Annotated in this window: 15 protein-coding genes; 2 read left to right on the top strand and 13 right to left on the bottom strand. The window is 24.7% G+C overall.

All coding sequences use genetic code 11. The features are described 5' to 3' along the window. Window positions 1-78: 78 nt before the first annotated feature. Window positions 79-771, bottom strand: coding sequence for a response regulator transcription factor (locus BN8917_RS01190; RefSeq protein ID WP_066869448.1), 693 nt, complete (start codon window positions 769-771; stop codon window positions 79-81). A gap of 4 nt (window positions 772-775) precedes the next feature. Next, entirely contained in the window at window positions 776-1,900 is a 1,125-nt protein-coding gene (locus tag BN8917_RS01185; RefSeq protein WP_066869446.1) for a sensor histidine kinase, read from the bottom strand. Window positions 1,901-2,397: 497 nt separating this feature from the next. On the opposite strand from BN8917_RS01185, the gene BN8917_RS01180 reads away from it, so the two are divergent. Then, on the top strand, window positions 2,398-2,664 hold the full coding sequence (locus tag BN8917_RS01180; protein WP_066869443.1) for a SemiSWEET transporter: 267 nt from the start codon (window positions 2,398-2,400) through the stop codon (window positions 2,662-2,664). A 144-nt stretch (window positions 2,665-2,808) separates the two neighbouring features. Here BN8917_RS01180 and BN8917_RS01175 read toward each other — a convergent pair whose 3' ends face one another. Further along, window positions 2,809-3,630 carry a hypothetical protein gene (locus tag BN8917_RS01175; RefSeq protein WP_066869440.1) on the bottom strand — a complete coding sequence of 274 codons (822 nt, stop codon included), beginning with the start codon at window positions 3,628-3,630 and terminating at the stop codon, window positions 2,809-2,811. A gap of 176 nt (window positions 3,631-3,806) precedes the next feature. Beyond that, entirely contained in the window at window positions 3,807-4,970 is a 1,164-nt protein-coding gene (locus tag BN8917_RS01170) for an iron-containing alcohol dehydrogenase (RefSeq protein ID WP_066869437.1), read from the bottom strand. A gap of 325 nt (window positions 4,971-5,295) precedes the next feature. On the opposite strand from BN8917_RS01170, the gene BN8917_RS01165 reads away from it, so the two are divergent. Then, the gene (locus BN8917_RS01165) at window positions 5,296-6,171 is read left to right on the top strand and encodes a DMT family transporter (protein WP_066869434.1); all 876 of its coding nucleotides are present in this window, start codon (window positions 5,296-5,298) and stop codon (window positions 6,169-6,171) included. A 47-nt stretch (window positions 6,172-6,218) separates the two neighbouring features. Here the strand turns inward: BN8917_RS01165 and BN8917_RS01160 are convergent, their stop codons facing one another. The 9 genes from BN8917_RS01160 to cas1b form a co-directional block, all read right to left on the bottom strand. Beyond that, complete coding sequence (locus BN8917_RS01160) at window positions 6,219-7,718, bottom strand: catalase (protein WP_066869431.1); 1,500 nt, start codon at window positions 7,716-7,718, stop codon at window positions 6,219-6,221. A gap of 529 nt (window positions 7,719-8,247) precedes the next feature. Next, the gene (locus BN8917_RS01155; RefSeq protein WP_066869428.1) at window positions 8,248-8,682 is read right to left on the bottom strand and encodes a MarR family winged helix-turn-helix transcriptional regulator; all 435 of its coding nucleotides are present in this window, start codon (window positions 8,680-8,682) and stop codon (window positions 8,248-8,250) included. Window positions 8,683-8,725: 43 nt separating this feature from the next. Further along, window positions 8,726-10,066: an MATE family efflux transporter gene (locus BN8917_RS01150; protein WP_066869425.1), complete on the bottom strand. Its 1,341-nt coding sequence runs from the start codon at window positions 10,064-10,066 to the stop codon at window positions 8,726-8,728. A gap of 315 nt (window positions 10,067-10,381) precedes the next feature. Further along, window positions 10,382-10,783 (bottom strand): hypothetical protein, encoded by a 402-nt coding sequence (locus BN8917_RS01145; protein WP_066869423.1) that lies wholly within the window; start codon window positions 10,781-10,783, stop codon window positions 10,382-10,384. 168 nt (window positions 10,784-10,951) lie between these two features. After that, window positions 10,952-12,385: a hypothetical protein gene (locus BN8917_RS01140; protein ID WP_066869420.1), complete on the bottom strand. Its 1,434-nt coding sequence runs from the start codon at window positions 12,383-12,385 to the stop codon at window positions 10,952-10,954. A gap of 140 nt (window positions 12,386-12,525) precedes the next feature. Next, window positions 12,526-13,506 carry a hypothetical protein gene (locus BN8917_RS01135; protein WP_066869417.1) on the bottom strand — a complete coding sequence of 327 codons (981 nt, stop codon included), beginning with the start codon at window positions 13,504-13,506 and terminating at the stop codon, window positions 12,526-12,528. 188 nt (window positions 13,507-13,694) lie between these two features. Next, window positions 13,695-14,261, bottom strand: coding sequence for a hypothetical protein (locus BN8917_RS01130; protein ID WP_066869414.1), 567 nt, complete (start codon window positions 14,259-14,261; stop codon window positions 13,695-13,697). A 96-nt stretch (window positions 14,262-14,357) separates the two neighbouring features. Next, window positions 14,358-14,648, bottom strand: coding sequence for a CRISPR-associated endonuclease Cas2 (gene cas2, locus BN8917_RS01125; RefSeq protein WP_066869411.1), 291 nt, complete (start codon window positions 14,646-14,648; stop codon window positions 14,358-14,360). After that, complete coding sequence (gene cas1b / locus BN8917_RS01120) at window positions 14,648-15,643, bottom strand: type I-B CRISPR-associated endonuclease Cas1b (protein WP_066869408.1); 996 nt, start codon at window positions 15,641-15,643, stop codon at window positions 14,648-14,650. Before cas1b ends, cas2 begins: the two co-directional genes overlap by 1 nt. Between the last annotated feature and the right edge of the window lies 1 nt (window position 15,644).

Raw genomic sequence — 15,644 nt, 5'->3', positions numbered from 1 at the left:
AATATGCCATATAATATCCAATAAAACAATAAAAAGAAGTAAAACTTTTAAACTCTACTTCTTTTTAATTTAATATATTTATTTATTGAATCTATAACCAGTTCCCCAAATAGTTTCTATATACTCAGGACTTTGAGGATCTATTTCTATTTTCTTTCTTAATTTTTGAATATGAACAGCAACTGTTGCTGTATCTCCAATAAAATCATCTGCCCAAATTCTACTAAAAAGTTGCTCCTTTGTAAAAACTATATTACTGTTATTTGCTAGAAAAACTAATAATTCATATTCCTTTGTTGTTAGTTGAATTTCCTTTCCTCTTATAAACACCTTATGAGAATCAAGCTGTATTTCTAGTGATTTATTAGTTATTATATTATTAGTTTTCTTATCACCTCTTAATCTTTCAAATCTCATTATATGTGATTTTATTCTTGCTACAAGTTCTGCAGGACTAAAAGGTTTTGTAAGATAATCATCGGCTCCTAAGCCAAGTCCTCTTATTTTATCTATATCATCTGATTTTGCAGAAACTATAATTATAGGAATCTCAAAGTTTTCTCTTACTTCCTTAACTATTTCATATCCATTCTTTTTAGGAAGCATTAAATCTACAACTATAAGGTCATATATGCCTAATAAAGCCTCTTTAAGTCCTTCTTCTCCATCTTGAATTATATTAACTTCATATCCATTTAAATTTAAATAATCTTTTTCAAGCTCTGCAATATTTATATCATCTTCAATAACTAATATCTTTTTTTGTTCCATAAATTTAAGCTCCTTTTTCTTGCATTGGAATTTTTATTATAAATGTACTACCAAGACCTAATTCACTTTCTACAGATATCTCACCATTATGAGCATCAACTATCTCTTTAGCTATTGCAAGTCCTAAACCTGTACTCATTAAATCCTTAGTTCTTTCCTTATCTATTCTATAAAATCTCTCAAATATATGACATAATTTATCTTTTTCTATTCCAGGTCCATTATCCTTTATAGAAATATAAACATATTCTTCTTTATTATATAAATTAATCTCTATTTCTAGATTTTCTTGTACTCCCCCATATTTTACTGCATTTCCTAAGATATTTCTTATACATCTATGAATCATCTTACCATCTATATTAACGTATATATCATCCTTAATAGTATTAAAATAATTAAATTTAATATTTTCTTCTTCTAATATAAATGAAAACTCCTCAACTATATCCTGCATATACATCTTTATATTGATATCTTCAAAATTAAGTTCAAATTTATCCATATCAAGCTTAGTAAATAAAAACAAATCATCTATTAATTTATTCATATAATCTGCATTACTTTGAACTGTCTTTAGATATTTTCTCATCTTATCTTTATCTAAATCTCCATCTAACATAAACTGAGTATAACCATTAATAGATGTTATAGGAGTCTTTAAATCATGAGATATATTAGCTATAAGTGCTTTTCTATTTTTCTCATAATCTCTCTTAATTTTTTCACCCTCTTCTAACTTTTCTGCCATACTATTAAACTCTCTAATAAGCATTCCTATCTCATTTCTATACTCCTCTGATATTCTAAAAGAATAATTTCCATTAGCTATATTATCAACACCTTCTTTAAGTTCTTGTATAGGATTTACTATTTTTCTTTTAAACTTCCAAAAAACATATATATTCATTAATTCATGAACTATAAAAATACATGCTAAAAATAAAGTAATAGCATCAATCCCTCTATATTTAAACATAACAAGACTTAATATAATAATCATTAAAAAAGCAAATATTCTTACTCTAATAGCAGCTCTTTTAAAATTTCTTAAATCCCTTTTATAATGCTTCATTCTTTTATCATATCTATTATGATACTCCCAATGTCTTTCTCTATCATGCAACAAGAAATCACTCCTAACTTACTTTTTTCAAGCATTCTTTATCTCTAATCTTAAAATACAATAAAATAAAATTCAAATATTATATCATATAAATTATTCTTTAAAAATAACCTACCGTTACTTTTTTGTTAATTTTCCATATGATTTACATGATATAATATTTACCAACAAAAAATAATAATAAAATAATCTAAAATTCAAAAACTTAGAGTATAAGTTTTTAAAGTTTAATTTCTATATCAAATCAAACCTCATCAAATCAAATCATAAAAATTAATCAAAAATAATAAGAAGTAATATATTAAAATGAGGAAAATAATAATTAAACACATCAAAAATTTTCCTTAATATTTATAAGGATTAAAATCCTTAACTTAAAAACTTTTCTAAAATAACTCTAAGTTATTAAATTTCAAATTGAAATTTAATTTGTCTTTATAGATGTATTAATATTACATAAAAATTATTAAGTAATATTAAAAAAGATAGGAGGATTTTTCATGATAGGAATAATCGCTGCTATACTTACAACTATTTCTTTTTTACCACAAGTAATACAAATAATTAAAACAAAAGATACTAGTGGTATATCTTTAGGTATGTACTCTTTATATGTTATCGGATCTGCTCTTTGGGCAGTACATGGTTTAATAAGTAAAGATATGTCCGTCTTATTTGCTAATATAGTGACATTTACTCTTTCACTTATTATTTTAGGTTTTAAAATTACAAATGAAAGAAATAAAAATAACTTTATATTTAAATAAATTTAAAACACACAAATTATAAACAAAAGAAATTAAAAAGTATAGTAAAAAAATGCATCGCATTAAATAAAACTACTTTAATTTGATTTGTAGATATTTAATGTGATGCTTTTATTATTAAATGCTTTTATCTCTATCTTTTAATTATCTAAAATTAACTTCTATATTTACAGTCTTTTGTCCCTTACCTTCAATAAATGCCTTTTCTATATTAAATTCTTTATTAATATATAGATTTAAAGTCATTTCATCATAATCAGCGAATAAGATTTCTTTTCTCATTTTATGTTTTATTGCCATTAATTTAAATATTCCTTCAAGTTCATCAATTGACTTGTAATCATGTCTATGTTCACAGTGGCAGTGCTTTCCTTTATGATCTCCTTTTAATTCTTTTATTTCTTTTTTAACTTCATTTAAATCAAGCTTAATTATCTTGAAATCTTCCTCTTCTGAAAGTTCCATTTCATTTAATACTTTTAACATAAATGCTGCTTTTCCAAACTTCTTCATAGGGTTTTTGGCCATTCTTCCCATACCATGACATCTCATATGATTCTTTTTCATCTTCTTAAAGAATCCTTCTTTATCTTTTTCATCCATATTCATAAATTCTTCTCTATCAAATCCCATCATATGATGTTTACCCATTTTTTCAAAGAATTCATTTCTTTCATTCTCATCCATATTCATAAGCTTTTCTCTCATTTTTTCATGCATTTTCTTATGCATTTCTTCTCTATTTAAATCAAAGCTTTCTTTAATTTCTCCCTTAAATTCTGGAAGATTAACTCTTCCATTAACTATTAACTTACATTCTCCGTTTTTAATATCCTTTGAAAATTCATTTCTCATATTAACTATTTCTTCTGATCCGTTAAAAGCTTGTGCATTCATAACTCCTTCAAAGCTTTCTCTTTCTTTCATATTGTTAAATACCTTATATAATACTTCTAATTTATTCATTTCTTATTCCTCCACTTATCTCATATTTGTTATTTACTGTTTGCTATGACTTTATTATAAGTGGCACTTTTAAAAATCCCTTAAAGCAATTATAAAAATTTCATAAAATATTTTAAATATATTTATTTAAATTGTTATATAAAAAAAGATGCCGATATTATCGACATCTAAAAAAATTATAATGATTTTTTTAATATTTCTCTACTTACTTCTAATGTTAAATCTCCTGTTTCTGATAACTTAGTCATACCATGTTCTTCAAGAGCTTTAACTATATCTTCAAGTTCTTCTTCTTTTACTCCATAATCACTTAAGTAAGTCTTAATTCCAAGACTTTCAAAGAATTCTCTTGTTTTCTTTATAGCAAGATCAACTTTTTCATCTTCTGAACCTTCTGTTATATGCCATACTCTTTCAGCATATTGAACTAATTTATCATGTTTCTTATCTTTTCTAACTTCCCAGATAGTTGGTTGGAGAATAGCAAGTGTTTTACCATGATCTATTCCATATTTTGCTGTTAATTCATGCCCTATCATATGGCAGCTCCAGTCTTGAGGAACTCCAGCTCCTATTAAGCCATTAAGGCCCATAGTTGCACACCAAACAAGATTAGCTCTAGCATCATAATCTTCTTTATTTTCTATAGTAGTCTTTCCAACTTCTATTAAAGTTTGAAGTATTCCTTCTGCTGCTCTGTCTTGGAATCTTCCTTCTGCTGGATAAGTAACATATTGCTCACATACATGAATAAATGTATCAACTATTCCATTAGCAACTTGATTATCTGGAAGAGTATATGTTAATGTTGGATCAAGTATTGAGAAATTAGGGAATACTAATGGATTTCTAAATCCAAGCTTTGCCCCTTCAATACAAATAACTCCTCCACAGTTCATTTCTGAACCTGTTGCTGGTAATGTAACAACATTTCCTATAGTTATTGCTTCTTTACAAAGTTCTACAGAAGCTAATCTATTTTTTAATAAATCTGCTGCATTTTCACCTTCATATTTACTTGCAAGTGATACAAACTTAGTTCCATCCATAACAGAACCACCACCAACAGCAAGTAAGAAGTTTATACCTTCTTTTTTAACTATTTCAACAGCTTTCATTAAAGTTTCAAATTGAGGATTTGGTTCAATTCCACCAAATTCAAATACTTCTCTATTTCCAAGTGCTTTAAGTACCATATCAAGTGTACCAAATTTTTTAACACTTCCTCCACCATATAATACAAGAACTTTAGTATCCTTAGGAACTAAATTATCTAATTCATTTAAACGATCCTTACCAAATACTATTTTTGTTGGATTATAAAAATCAAAGTTAAACATAAAAATTACTCCTTTAAATTAAGTTTCCTATTTCTAATATTTTCTTTAAAAATTATCTAATATTAGTATAACACTTGGAGTTAACTCCAAGCCAAGATATTTCTTAACATATTTTTAACATCAAATTAAAATTTTATATATATTTTTTGCAAATATAGACATTAATAATAAAAAAACTTTAAAAATACTATCCAAACCCTCCTATTATTAAATACATTTAATAAGCTATCATTAGAAAAAATATAAAATTTGGAGTATAATCCCAAATGTAAATTAAATATATTTGTATAGGAATCGTAATTTATTTACGTTAAGGAAACTTAAAATGAACAATCTAACAAAAGGAATATTACTAATAATTATAAGTTCATTTGGTTATGCTTGTATGAGCTTATTTATAAAATTATCTGGAAATAACATACCTGTAATTCAAAAAATGTTTTTTAGAAACTTACTGACCTTTATAATTGCTTTTTATATGCTTATAAAAAGTAAAGGCTCTTTCTTTGGACACAATGGTGATAGGAAAGTTCTTCTTTTTAGAGGAATAGTCGGAACACTTGGAGCTTTAGCAAACTTTTATGGTGTAGAACATCTAATTCTTCCAAATGCCACAATCTTAAATCAACTTGGACCATTTTTTATAATAATATTTAGCTTTATATTCTTAAAAGAAAAAATCAAAGGATTCCAAGTAATATCACTTATAATAGCTTTTATAGGTATAGGATTTATAGTTGGCCCTGGATCTAATATGCCACTTATTCCAAGTATCATAGAAATTCTAGCTGCTGTATCTCTTGGTATAGTATTTACCTGTATAAGATATTTAAGTGATAAAGAAAAACCTGAAACTATAGTATTCTGGTTTTCTACAACTTCAATACTAGTAAGTCTACCAGTAATTATCTTTAACTTTGTACCTATGACATTTACACAAATTATATATCTTTTACTTGCAGGATTCTTTACAGTCTTTGGACAATTTGGAGCAACAATAGCTTATAAATTTGCACCAGCTAAGGATATTTCAATATTTAGCTATACTCAAGTTATTTTTGCTACAATCTTTTCAAGTTTTATATTTAATGCTATTCCAAGTATAAATAGCTTTATAGGTTATTTTATAGTAATAGGGGCAGCAGTTATAAGCTTCTTACTAACTAGAAAGGATTTAAATAAAACTGCAAAAACAATTTAAAATTTATATAAAAAAGAGACTATACTTTATAGTCCCTTTTTAATTAATTATATATTTAAAGTAGCTTTAACTCTATCTTCTTGTGACATTTCTGCAAGTTCTTTAACTCTATTAACATCTAAGCCAAGACCTTCTGCTACTCTTGTACCATATTCAACATCTGCTTTATAGAATAAAGCTGTTTGTCTATATTGAATTGTTTGTAAAGCTCCACCTAAATGTCCAACAATATTTGAAATTAAGTTGGCTCTTTCTTGATCTGTTAATGTTTTTCTGTAGAATACACCAGCTTGTATGAAATCTGCATCTTCTATTTGAACTTTGTGTCTAGCAAGAACACCGTTTACTTCTACTGCTGGTGGTGTAAAGCTTTCATCTGCTTCTACTTTTTCAAAGCTATTAGGATAGTAATTTAATGCTGATCCACCATTATTAAATGCAGCATGTCCATCTCTTTGTTTTGTGTGGAATGGGCATTTAGGAGCATTTATTGGTATTTGCTCATGATTAACTCCAAGTCTATATCTATGAGCATCTTCATAAGCAAATAATCTACCTTGTAATAATTTATCTGGTGAAGCGCCTATTCCTGGTACAAAGCTACTTGGTGAGAATCCAGCTTGTTCAACTTCTGCAAAGTAATTTTCAGGATTTCTATTTAATACAAGCTTACCAACTGGTATTAATGGGAAATCTTTTGTATACCAAACCTTTGTAATATCAAATGGATCAAATTCATATTCTTTAGCTTGTTCATTTGTCATAATTTGAACATATAATGTCCAGCTTGGGAAATCTCCATTTTCTATACTGTTATATAAATCTTCTATTGCATGGTCTGGATTTTTAGCAGCCATTTCTTCAGCTTCTTTGGCTGTGAAGTTTTGTCTTCCTAAATCTGACTTAAAGTGATATTTAACCCATACATATTCATTCTTTTCATTGTACCACATATAAGTATGGCTTGAGTATCCATGCATATGTCTTACTGTTTTTGGTGTACCTGAATCACTAAATAACCATGTTACTTGGTGTGTTGATTCTGGTGTTAATGATAAGAAGTCCCAGAACATATTAGCATCTTTTAAATGTGTTTGTGGATTTCTCTTTTGTGTGTGAACAAAGTCTGGGAACTTTATAGCATCTCTTATGAAGAATACTGGTGTATTATTACCAACCATATCATAATTACCATCTTCTGTGTAGAACTTTAATGCAAATCCTCTTGGGTCTCTTGCTGAATCAGCTGAACCTGCTTCTCCACCAACAGTTGATAATCTAGCAAATACCTCTGTTCTCTTTCCAACTTCACTTAAAAATTTAGCTCTTGTATATTTTGATACATCATTTGTAACTTCAAAATATCCATGTGCCCCTGCTGCTTTAGCATGAACAACTCTTTCTGGAATTCTTTCTCTTGTAAAGTGCGCAAGTTTTTCAAATAAATGATTATCTTGAATTAATCCATATCCTTCTGGTGTACTCATTGATTGATTATCATTTGAAACAGGCATTCCTGTAGCTGTTGTTAGTCTATCTTTTGTCATTTATATTTCTCCTTTTATATTAAAATTTTTTACATCTCTCTTTATAATCTCATATTTTCTCCAAATATTATTAATTAATAATTATTATTTGTAAATAAATGATATCTTACAATAATTTATTTTGCAAATAGTTAAAATTGAATAACTTAATCTCTAAAACAATATATATTTCATTATTTTTTACTTCCAAAACAATTTATTAAAACGTTTAATAAATTATTCCTGCTTTATATAATAATTTATTATTAAATATTGTTTAGATAAAAAATACTAGTTAGATACTAAGTAAAATAAAAAACTTAAAATAAAAATATTATCTTACTTGATAAATTAATAGTTAAACAATAGTTAAATACTAATATCGCTAGCCTATTTCATACTATATTAAATCTACTCAATAAATTAAATTTTAAAAATCACTTCTTTTTTCAACAAATTACAAAAGTCCAGCAATTTGTATATTGCTGGACTTAATTACTTAGTTTTTAATTTATTTATATACTTTTAATTAATAGATACTCTATTCTTATTAATCTAAATTATCTATAACCTTATTTAATAATCTAATTAATTCTGCTTTTTCCTCTTCACTTAAATTTGAAGTAATATCCTCTTCACTTTCTACAAATAATCCTTCAACTTTTTTTATTGCCTCACTAGCTTTTTCTGTTGAATATATTTTTTTTCTTCTTTCATCTTCTGGATCTACTTTTCTAATTATAAAACCTTTTTTCTCAAGTGATTTAAGCATACTAGTTATAGAAGCTCCTCTTCTATCAAAAGGCTTTTCAAGATCTGTCTGAGTTAAACCATCTTTTTCATGTTCAACTATATATCCAAGCATTCTAGCTTGAGGACCTGTTAATCCTACTTTTTCTATTTTCCCATTAACACCATTATGCATTTTATGAGTTATAGTCATAAATAAATATTGAAATGTACCTAATTTAGTATCTTTATTCATTTGTAACACTCCTATCTAACTAAGTAAAATTTTAATTTAAAAGTTATACTGTGTCAAATCTTAAAACTTTTCTTTTCATTGATATAAAAAGAATTCCTGTAAGAATAAAGTTTAAAATTTCTGCTACTGGTAAAACCCAAATAACTCCATGTAATCTATATAAATATTTAAATATAAATAATATAGGTATAAATAAGAATCCTTGTGATATTGATACTACCATAGCTTCTTTTTCTCTTCCTATAGCTTGGAAAGAACCTACCATTAAAGTAGTTAATCCTGAGAAGAAAGTAGAAATTAATAAAACTCTTAGCATATATGTTCCTATATTAATAACATCTATATCATTAGTAAATAAAGCAATTACATTATTGTTTAATAAATATATTGTTCCTGAAATTACAACTACTATCCCTATTATTAACATAGCACTAAATCTCATTGCCTTATTAAGTCTAGATATATTTTTTGCAGTATAGTTAAATGCAATTAAAGGAACTATACCTTGTGCTATTCCCATAACTATAAATTCTGGAACCTGACAAATTCTTGACTCTATTCCATAGCCAGCTAAAACATTATCTCCATATACTGCAAATGCATTATTTAATATAAGACTTGATATACCTAGGAAAATTACAAATATAAATTCAGGTATACCTATCTTTAATGTATTAACTAAAATATCTTTATCTATTTTAAAATCACTTAATTTAACACTTAAATATTTACTATTCTTTACTATATAATATCCATAATATAATGCAGATATAGCATTTGAAAGTACAGTAGCAATTGCTGCTCCTCTTACATCTAAATGCATATAAAGAATTAGTATAGGATCTAGAATTACATTAACTACACTACTTACTATTATCCCAATCATACTAATCTTGGCTGCTCCTTCTGAACGAACTAACTGTTCTAATAAGAAGTTAAGAATCATAAATGGACATCCAATTAATAATACAACAACATAATTTTTTGTATAACCATATATAGCAGGATTAGCTCCTAAAATTTCAACAATATATTTAATAAAAGGTAAAGCTATAAGAATAAGTACTAGCCCAACAAAAATACCAGCATAAACAGCAAATGAAGATGCATTTTTTGCTTTAGTATAATTTTTCTCTCCAAGTAAACGTGATATATATGTACCAGCTCCAGCTCCAAATAAATTTCCAATAGCCATTATTATTGTAAATATAGGTAAAGTTATTGCTATTGCACCTAACATATCTGGATTATTTAGCTTTCCTATAAAAAATGCATTTATTATATTATAAATAGCTCCTACAAGCATTCCTACCATCATTGGTATTGAAAGATTTGCAATAGCCTTTGGTATAGGTGCTTTTTCTAAATAGTAACTTGTCTCCATATAAAAAACCTTCTTTCGTATATAAATTTTATCTTATGTAAATATTAAATTAATATAATCTAAATAGTTAGAATTATATTAATTAGTATTCTAAGTAATTTTATAAAAAAATAATCTCCTATCAAACTTTATTTAACATGGAGTTATTTCTTTATACTAAATAGTTTGATTTAAAATTATTAGATATATATTAATTAGAATACTAACTAATAATAAAATATTTTTTCTTTATTGTCAACATACTTTTTTAGTAAAATTAAAAATAATAAAAAATAAAGAGTTAGACTTTTTATCTAACTCCCTTTATATAAATAATTATTTACTAAGTTTTATATTTATATCTTCCATTACTTTTACTTCTGCTTTTAAGATCTCTATATTATTATTTATAAATTCTAATATATCATCTATATCTAAGTCCTCACCCATAAATATATTTATATTATTAAGTGCAACTTCCTTGAAATCTTTTGATATAAAGCCCTTACTTTCACAAAATTCTATCGCATCATCAACTGTAATATTTTCAGGTGCATTATTTATATCTAATGCTAAATTTATATAATCAATTAAAACTACAAATAAACTTTCAGCATCTACTTTTATATCTTCTCTGATTAAATTATCATATTTATAATTTTTTATGTTTTCTAAATCCTTAGTAATAAACTTTAATCTTTCTTTATATTCATTTGTTAATTCTTTTAATTCTTGCATTATCTCTTCCTCCATATAAATAAATATTACATGAGATTTTCTTTATCAAAACTAAATTTAACAAAGAGAATCTCATGCATATTATGTAAAATTAACCAAATTAATTTTACCATTATTTATAAAGAGGCTTCTACTTATATATACTTTCAAAATATTAACAAATTAATTTCAATTATAAATTTCTTTTATTTCATTTATATCATTTTTCCACTCAGCTAAAGAACTTGAAAAATCTTTCCCCTTATTATTTTCATGTAAATAAATTAAATAATTTAAATCTTCTATAACCTTTTTAACTCCAAGTGCTGGGATAATAACTTCTTTAAGAAGTGCTACTCTATCTCTTCTTGGAACTCCAACATTATATCCAAATAAATTTAATGAAGTACTTTGATTTTTTAAATCTACATTTAAGAATTTTAATCTATAATTATGATCTAGTCTTTTATATATTTTTCTTATTATATCTGCATTAACAGATTTCTTCTTGCATTTAGGACAGTATAATATATATTCATTTACTTCACCAAGTTTAGTTTTACCTGTTGAATCATAATAATTTAAGTTTTCTAATCTAGTTCTTAAAATAGTACTATCATCATCACAAATCTTTGTATTTCTATTTATATAAATAGATTTTAAAGCTACTTTAGGAGTCTTTACATTAGTTTCCTTTTTAGTTACTTCTATTTCTTTTTTAGGCTGTTTAATATCTAAAGAAGGTTTATATATAATTTCTTCTCCCCTCTCCAAAATTAAACTATAAATATACTGAACTAAATTACTATTTAAAACTCTAATCTTTTGAGCATTCTTTTTAAAGTAATCCTCTGTAAGATTTGTATTCCCCATAAGAAAATTAATAAAGTGATTATCAAATTCACTATCCATAGCTTTTATATAAATTGGTTCTATAAAACTTAATTTTCTAACCCTTTCAATACCTATATGCAGACCTATTAGCATTATATTTTCTCTATTAGAATACTTCTCTATAGCTCTATTATTTTCTATAATATATCTAATTATCTTTTTTGCTATTTCTTTATTACCACTGAAGGCATTTTGTCTAGCAAACTTTATTAAAAAGTCTTCATCTATATAAGCTAATATCTCATATCTACTTAAAATATTATTAAAAACTTCTGATTCTATCTTAGATAATTTTTCTGGATTTAACTTTTCTAAAGATTTAACTAAAAACTCTCTTTTAGAATCATCATTATCTAAACTATATAATCTATAAATATTTAAAGCTTCTATAAAATCCTTACATACCTTTTCTCCAAGCTTTTTACTTTCATTAATATCTAAAAGATTAAAAAGCTTCTTTATATTATCTATCTTTTTAGACTCCATAGCTTTTAATATTAAATAATATATAGACTTTATATCAAAAATATCTTTATCTAAACTAATAGATTTTTCGTCATTAATCTGAGAATTATTTGCAAGACCTCTATTTTCCTTAATAATATCTGTAAGCTCTTTTATTCTATTATTTCTAAATTTAATTTCTTTATCTTTTTCTAATAAACTATTTTCTAAATTATCTATGTAACTCTTAAGTTCATTAAATAAATTTTTAGCCTCTTCTCTCATGTATATCCCTCTCTTCTTCTCTCCTATTTTGTATCTTTCTATTTTAATAAAAAAATAAGGTATTTACAAATTATAAGATTTATATATTATTCCCAAATAAAAAATAGAGCTAAAATTTTTAACTCTATTTTTTATTAATATTAAATTATATCTTTAGCAAAATCATTTATTAAAGTATAAGAATCCTTTAACTTTTTATAATCGCTATTTATACTTTCTTCTAAATTATAATCTTCTATAGAAAGCTCATATTTCTTATCAAAAGGTTTTATTATTTTATAAATATTTATACAAACCATAGCATTTAATCTATTATATTCACCAAGAATACTTTCCATAGATTCTAAAGCTTGTTTTAAATCTGAATCTTCTATATCTGCTACCATATCTTTTAACTTAAATATATATTTATTTAATTTCATATCATAAGCAAATAATTCTTTTATATAATCTTCCTTATTTAAAATATTATCTTCATTTATATTATTTTGTATATTAATTTCTTTTATTATCTCTGCTAAATTTTCCTTAAATATAGTATTTTCTTTTAAATTAAGCTCATTTAGCTTTTCAATTTCCTTCTTGATATTAGAATTTTTATCATCTAAATAATTATTATACTCAGCAATATATTGATCAAATTCTTTTTTATTTCTAGGAAGTAAATCTTGCTTTGCCTTTGCATAACCTCTTGTAACTTCTAAAAGATTTTCTGCTATTTTTATATTTTTCTCTAATATTTCATTTGCTCTATTTAAAATATCTTCTAAAGCTTCTGTTTTTAATATTTCTTTATTTCTATCTAAAAATTCTAATTGAAATCTTTTCTTATCTATACCATACTCTGAAACAATATAAGTTCTTAAAAGTCTTCCAAAAAGATAATTACTTACACCCATATTATCATTTTTACTTAAATCAATACTTATAATTCCTTTTATAAGCTCTAAAACTTCTTTAACATCAGCATTTTCTTCTATAAAACTTTTATCTTCAAAAACATTATCTATCTTCTCTAAGATTTCTGTTATTAGCTTTTCTACTTCTTGTAATTCCTTAACACCTTTAGCTACATTCTTTTTGCCTTTTCTATTAGCCTTATAAGTTGCAATTAAACTCATCCTTAGTTCTCCTACTTTCTCTAATTATATTAAATTTTTCTTATGTATTATTTTTTATTATATCATAATAAATTGTATTATAATTTAGAAGCTTAAATATAATATAAACTATCTTTTAAAGCTTCATACATATAAAATCAAATAAAAAAGAAATTATATAATTAAATATAATTTCTTAAATATACTACTTATTTTAAAATTATGAAATCTTCTATAACTTCTTTATTAGAAGATAAAGTTGTTAATAAAATTTCCTTATTTCTTCCTTGAACTTCAGGAAGGAATCTAACTATTAATGTATTATAAATCTTTAAAGCTTCTAACTCTGATTTCTTTATATCCTCTACATTACCTAAAGATTTCTTTGCCTTTAAAGTTTCTAATATACCTTTAAATCTAGTAATATAATATGACATCATACTGCTAAGACCACCAGTTATAATAGATGTTTGAACTGCATCCATTGATAAAAGATATTCTCCACCATCCTTTGGCTTAATTACTGTAAATCCTTGTACCTCTTCATTTACAAAACTATTTTTATGAGGTAATGCTTCTATTACATGTTCACTTGATGTTTCATCTACATTTTTATTTTCTTCTACAAAGACAGCATTATTATTAAATTCAAGCTCTATTACAGAATTATCTTCTGTTGTAATAATAATTTTATCTCCTTTATAATCTATTAATGAACCTTCTGTTAATCTACCTCTTAATTTGATTCCATTTTTATTTATATTTATAGTATTCATAATGCCTCTCCCAACTTAATCTACATATTAAATTCTCATCTTAATTTATTATATCATTGTATGTATTCTTATAAAATATATTATATTAATTACTTTTTATAATATTAAATCTTCTGATTTACTTTCCTTATTTCCCAGCACTTCTTCCCCAAAAACTTTACCATTTATAAGCTTTACTATACATATAAAATCTTCTTTTTTATCTATTATCTTATTTAATTCTTTCCTAAAATTTATAATATCTGAGGGAGTTATACTCCCCCTAAAAACTGACTTTTGATAATGATTTAAATATTTTTTACATATCTTAAAGACCTTATTACATCTTTTAATATTAACATCATAAAAAACAAATGCATAATTATAATTTATATTCTTTTTAGACATTATACTTTCTCCTTTATAGAAAATGCCTTAAATTCTTTATCCTCTAGGATATATTTTATTAATTTATAACACTCTAATTTTAAAGCTGTTCTATAAGTAATTTTTCTTTTTAATTTGCTATGTTCAAAGACACTATCCATTCTCTTTTCAAATTCTTCTATAAATATCTTTCTTCCTTCTTCATTTAAAATACAATAATTCACACTTTTTTCAAAATGCTTATCCACCTTCAATCTCTTATTATTAACTAAATCAAAAATAGCTTTATATACTATAATAGGCTTAAATACTTCACTTATATCTAAACTTAGAGAAAATCTTCCTTCTGATGGTTCATGCAAATAACTAATTCTCTGATCTAGATGAGTATTATATATAGCTGTTACAGTTCTTGTGTATAATAAGGAATTCCCAAATGAAATTAATGCATTTATAGGATTATCTGGTGGTCTTTTTACTCTTTTATTCATTACAAAATCTTCTGGTAATATATTTCTAAACTCACTATAAAATCTTTGCCAAAGCTCACCCTCAAGTTGTAATAATTGATTTATACTATCTATTTTTTTTATTTTTAAATTAAAATATTTTTTAATCCAATCTATAGTATCCTTTACATCCTTCTTATGTTTATAATAATGATATAAAACTTCGTAAATATTATTAGCTATACCTTGTACAAAAATTTTTGCTATATTTATTCTATCATTATTATATCTACTTACTTGTTTAACAAGTAATCTTCCACTACTTAATTTTTCTTTTGGATAAAATGTACCACTATAATTTCCATAATAATTAAACATATGAAGTACAATTTCATTTCTTGATAAGAAATCTAGAAGTTTAGTATTTAAAGATATTTCATTTAAACAATAAATTTCAGAAGTATTTTCAACTGGTATATATTTATTTCTTCCATTAACTCTAAAACATAAAGAATTATCTTTTCTACTTAATTCACCCATAGACATTAAATATTTTGTACGTCCCATA

Origin of the sequence: Clostridium mediterraneense (assembly GCF_900091705.1) — a bacterium.
Classification (GTDB): domain Bacteria; phylum Bacillota; class Clostridia; order Clostridiales; family Clostridiaceae; genus Sarcina; species Sarcina mediterraneense.
The sequence above is the reverse complement of the archived record's forward strand: the minus strand, read 5'-3'. Positions and strand labels throughout refer to the sequence as shown.

What these genes read in the sequence shown, in the direction of transcription:
- BN8917_RS01130 (WP_066869414.1), bottom strand. Translation starts at nt 14,261, where the DNA reads ATGAATACTATAAATATAAATAAAAATGGAATCAAATTAAGAGGTAGA.
- BN8917_RS01155 (WP_066869428.1), bottom strand. Translation starts at nt 8,682, where the DNA reads ATGAATAAAGATACTAAATTAGGTACATTTCAATATTTATTTATGACT.
- BN8917_RS01135 (WP_066869417.1), bottom strand. Translation starts at nt 13,506, where the DNA reads ATGAGTTTAATTGCAACTTATAAGGCTAATAGAAAAGGCAAAAAGAAT.
- BN8917_RS01160 (WP_066869431.1), bottom strand. Translation starts at nt 7,718, where the DNA reads ATGACAAAAGATAGACTAACAACAGCTACAGGAATGCCTGTTTCAAAT.
- BN8917_RS01150 (WP_066869425.1), bottom strand. Translation starts at nt 10,066, where the DNA reads ATGGAGACAAGTTACTATTTAGAAAAAGCACCTATACCAAAGGCTATT.
- BN8917_RS01180 (WP_066869443.1), top strand. Translation starts at nt 2,398, where the DNA reads ATGATAGGAATAATCGCTGCTATACTTACAACTATTTCTTTTTTACCA.
- BN8917_RS01165 (WP_066869434.1), top strand. Translation starts at nt 5,296, where the DNA reads ATGAACAATCTAACAAAAGGAATATTACTAATAATTATAAGTTCATTT.
- BN8917_RS01175 (WP_066869440.1), bottom strand. Translation starts at nt 3,630, where the DNA reads ATGAATAAATTAGAAGTATTATATAAGGTATTTAACAATATGAAAGAA.
- BN8917_RS01170 (WP_066869437.1), bottom strand. Translation starts at nt 4,970, where the DNA reads ATGTTTAACTTTGATTTTTATAATCCAACAAAAATAGTATTTGGTAAG.
- cas1b (WP_066869408.1), bottom strand. Translation starts at nt 15,643, where the DNA reads ATGGGACGTACAAAATATTTAATGTCTATGGGTGAATTAAGTAGAAAA.
- BN8917_RS01145 (WP_066869423.1), bottom strand. Translation starts at nt 10,783, where the DNA reads ATGCAAGAATTAAAAGAATTAACAAATGAATATAAAGAAAGATTAAAG.
- BN8917_RS01140 (WP_066869420.1), bottom strand. Translation starts at nt 12,385, where the DNA reads ATGAGAGAAGAGGCTAAAAATTTATTTAATGAACTTAAGAGTTACATA.
- cas2 (WP_066869411.1), bottom strand. Translation starts at nt 14,648, where the DNA reads ATGTCTAAAAAGAATATAAATTATAATTATGCATTTGTTTTTTATGAT.
- BN8917_RS01190 (WP_066869448.1), bottom strand. Translation starts at nt 771, where the DNA reads ATGGAACAAAAAAAGATATTAGTTATTGAAGATGATATAAATATTGCA.